General features: G+C 49.0%; 3 protein-coding genes. All 3 read left to right on the forward strand.

The window, feature by feature from the left end; genetic code table 11:
* Positions 1-911: hypothetical protein (locus Q0562_RS10385; protein WP_298644130.1), on the forward strand; the 911-nt coding region annotated here is incomplete at its 5' end.
* 10 nt (positions 912-921) lie between these two features.
* Positions 922-1560, forward strand: coding sequence for a hypothetical protein (locus Q0562_RS10390; protein WP_298644132.1), 639 nt, complete (start codon positions 922-924; stop codon positions 1558-1560).
* A 675-nt stretch (positions 1561-2235) separates the two neighbouring features.
* The coding region (locus tag Q0562_RS10395; protein ID WP_298644134.1) for a calcium-binding protein at positions 2236-4075 on the forward strand (1840 nt) is incomplete at its 3' end.

Here is a 4075-nt window from a genome sequence, read left to right on the forward strand (position 1 = left end):
CCCTGAGCCTTGTCTTCATTTCCCTGCTCGCCGCTTGCGACAAACCGCAAGCGGATAAAGCGGCGAAACCCGCAGCACAAGCGGAGAACACTGCTGCCGGCGGGATGCCGAACATCACCACCGAAGACATGGGCAACCTCGCCCGCGCCATGCACGGTGCCGCCAATCAGCAGCCCGACGATGCACCGAAAGACAAATACGGGCAGCCCTATATCATCGGCAACCTCGGCGGCGTGCCGGTCAATCTGCCGTCTTCGGTGGTCAGCCTTGTCGAATACGACGACTCCCCCGGCTGGGATCCGGAAAAACTGCGCACCTACAATCCACCGACGCGCAGCTATCAATCCGTGATTACCTCTTTCGGTTTTTATTTCTTTAACAGTGATGCGCAATTGCTGGACAACAACGACCCTGCGCTACGCGAACGCGATGATAAAGACTGGGGTATTGATGGCTCAACAAGCGATGAAGTAGGCGTGCATATCCTCTTTGAGCCTCAATATCCGCCAAAATTTAAAAATCTGGATTCTTGGCTGGCTCGGCGTATGGACAAGGCACGGGTAGAACCGCCCTATCCCGATCATGCCAATTATTTCGAAAAAACGGCAGAAACATTGTATGGACTGGAGGTTTATATCAATCCGGGTACGAATCCCAAAACAGGTAAGCCCTGGCGGGAACATGAAGATGCCAAGGATCTGTTTGTCGGACGCGATAGTGAAGGTCATGTGCAAACCCTTATTGAATGTTCTAATAAACCTGTGCCTTCAGCACCTTGTGTTCAATATTTTGTATTTCCCCCCCTATGTCAATCGAAATTAACGTTGATTATGGGCGCTCTCAGCTTTCACAGTGGCAAAGTATCCAGCGCAATACCATCCAATTTGCAACTGGCTTTCAAGCTAATATAGGAGAGTAATTGTGGCTACTAAAATTAAAAACAAATGGAAGAATACAATTGTTATTCTAACGATTATTGCGGTAACACTCGCCACCATGTTGACATATATATATCTTTTTGAAAGAGCATTATTTATTCAATATTTTTCAGAAGCTGAATATACATCTTTTCCATTAGGAGAAAAGAACACTATCACTATTGATAAAAACATCTATTTCAAAGAAAGATATTGCATAGGAAATCGTATCGAATTTATTAATGGCAATATAGATTTATATGGCGATAGTTATCGGAGTGGAGAGTTTTTTCCTAACGATAATGTCTATATAAAGCAGAGGAGTTTTATTGGAGATCCTGGAATACCATCTTCAAAAAGAAGAACTACTTATACCATTAGAGTTATAGCGTACAAATACGACTATAAAAAAGAAGAATATATGAACTTCTTTACGAAAGAATATAATAACCATAGTAATTTTTACACAACCGGAAGCCGGACAAATAATGAATTTAGTTTAGCATTTAAGAGTTTGTTGGATTGCTTCATTTTAGAGAGAGGGAAATATCGTTTCATATTTATTGACAAAAGCATATATTTATCAGACTTTAAAAGTGTGATTTATTCCATCAGGATCTATCCTGATAGTAGAAGAAATTAGCTATATAATTAATCTAGGAGAGCATAAGTTATGCAAGATTATATACTTACTATAAAAATTGCTCCTAAGGGCACATCCTTGAGCGATGGTACTGTATCAAAAGCAGGACACATGTGGTACGAGATCTATAATCCTCGTACAGGAATTACTTCAAGCAGGGGTTGGGGAAAAGGTGAGGATACGACCCCAGGCCAAGAAAATTTAAGATACAATGATAGTACTTACTATATACCTGACGAAAATCATCCAATTACATCAATATCCACATCTATTAGCGAAGAAGAATATAATAGGTTAAATTCATATCCTGCTAGAGCAGGAGCTAAACTTGTCCCTGGATTCCGTAACACTTATGGAGTATTATCTAATAGCTGTATAGATTTTGTTGCTGTTGCATTGGCTGATGCAGGATTAGCTGATCGAGATTTTCAAGGCGTTCCTTTTGCCTACCCTCAAGATGTAGCTAATATACAAGCATTCCTTGTTCAATTATCTAGACATCACAATCAACCAATTGAAATCAAAAACTTACCTGCTTCCATATTCGATCCTAATGCCAATGGATATACTTCTGAAACAATCCTCCCTGTTAATTATATCCTGAATAAAATAAAAGACTCTCTAGAATCAGGTGATCTACTTAAAAAACTTCCTCCGTTCCTCAAAAATCCAAGCATGTGGCTAAACTTTGCCACAGGCAACTGGTTCGGTCTGCTGCGCGAGATGTTCTTCCACCAAATTGACCCCCTCGCTCTTGACCTGAACGGCAACGGCATCGAAACCCTCGCTGCCAATGGTCATGATGGCGCGATGTTCGACCACGAGCGTCTCGGTATCCGCACCGCCACCGGCTGGGTGCACGGCAACGACGGCATTTTGGTGTACGACCGCAACGGCGACGGCAAAATCAACGACGGCGGCGAAATTTTCGGCGACAACACCCTGCTCAAAAATGGCAAGACCGCCGCACACGGTTTTGAAGCGGCCGCTGATCTGGACGACAACGGCGACGGCAAGCTGGATGCCGCCGACAGTGCCTTCAACAAACTCGGCGTCTGGCGCGACCTCAATCACAACGGCATCAGCGAAGAAGGCGAAATCTTTGCGCTCAAAGACCTGCGCATCCAGTCGCTCAACCTCGGCTATACCCAGGCGGACAAAGACCTCGGTAACGGCAACACCCTGGCCGAAGTCGGCAGCTACACCGACGAAGACGGCAACGAGCACATCATGGGCGACCTGCACCTCGCCGCCGACCGCCTGCACAGCCGTTACAGCGAGCGCATCCCGCTCACCGACGAACAGCAGCAGGAAGTAAACCTGCGCGGCAGCGGCAGACTGCGCGACCTGCGCGAAGCCGTCGTGCAATCCTCCGAACTGGCGGAAGTGTTGCAGCAGTACAAAAACGCGGCAACCAAAGAAGAACAACTGGCACTGCGCGACAAACTGCTGCAAGCCTGGGCGAATACCGATCCGCGACGGATAGAGGACTTCAAGAGTGCCATCAGTACCCTAAATACCATAACGCAAGGCGGAGGGCGCAAAGGCGTCGGTCTCACTCCGTCCCAAATCAAGCATATGGGCGAGATCGCGGTAATGGGCTTTTGGAAAACACTTGGCGAGCCCGATCCCGCCGGACAAAAACAGGCCGAACTGAACCGCAAAATCGCCATTCTGGATGCCTTCACCGGCACCCGCTCCCCGCACCTCTACTACTTCAGCAAAAAAGAAGCGCAGCACATCGTCGATACCGTCAACGACACCTACGAACGCCTCGCCGACAGCCTCTACGACGGCCTGCTCTTCCAGACCCGCCTGCGCCCCTATCTCGATGCCATTCGCCTGAGCGTCAACGAAGAAGGCGAATACCGCATCGATTACAGCGGCGTCTCCGCACTCTTCGCCGAAATCCACAAGACGAACCCCGGCAAAGCCTTCACCGACCTCGGCGAACTGCTGGCGAAAGGCAATGCCGACGGCAAAAACACCGCGATGGCACCGCTGGCCGAACAATTCGTGCAATACGCCGCCGAAGCGGGACAAAACGGCACCTTCGCCCAATACGTCGCCGTCCTCGGCAAAAAGAACCTGGAAACCTTGGGGCACCGCATCGGCAGCGACGGCAACGATAACCTGAGCGGCAACGAAAGCGCCAACTACCTTGCCGGCGAAAACGGCAACGACACCTTGAACGGCTACGGCGGCAACGACGTTCTTAGCGGCGGCAATGGCAACGACAAACTCTATGGCGGCAAGGGTCATGACATCCTGAGCGGCGATGCCGGTAACGACCATATGCAGGGTGGCGACTACGAGAGCGACACCTACCTCTTCGCCAAAGGCCACGGCAAGGACAGCATCTATGACTGGGCGCGTAACGATGACGAAGCCGACAAAATCGTCTTCAACGGCGCCAAAGCCCAAGATGCCGTCTTCGGCCGCGAAGGCGCCGACCTTACTATCCGTGCCTATGGTGACGGCGGTGATCAGGTCAACATCAAGGACTTCTTCTGGT

This window comes from uncultured Cardiobacterium sp. (assembly GCF_938028825.1).
Lineage (GTDB): Bacteria > Pseudomonadota > Gammaproteobacteria > Cardiobacteriales > Cardiobacteriaceae > Cardiobacterium.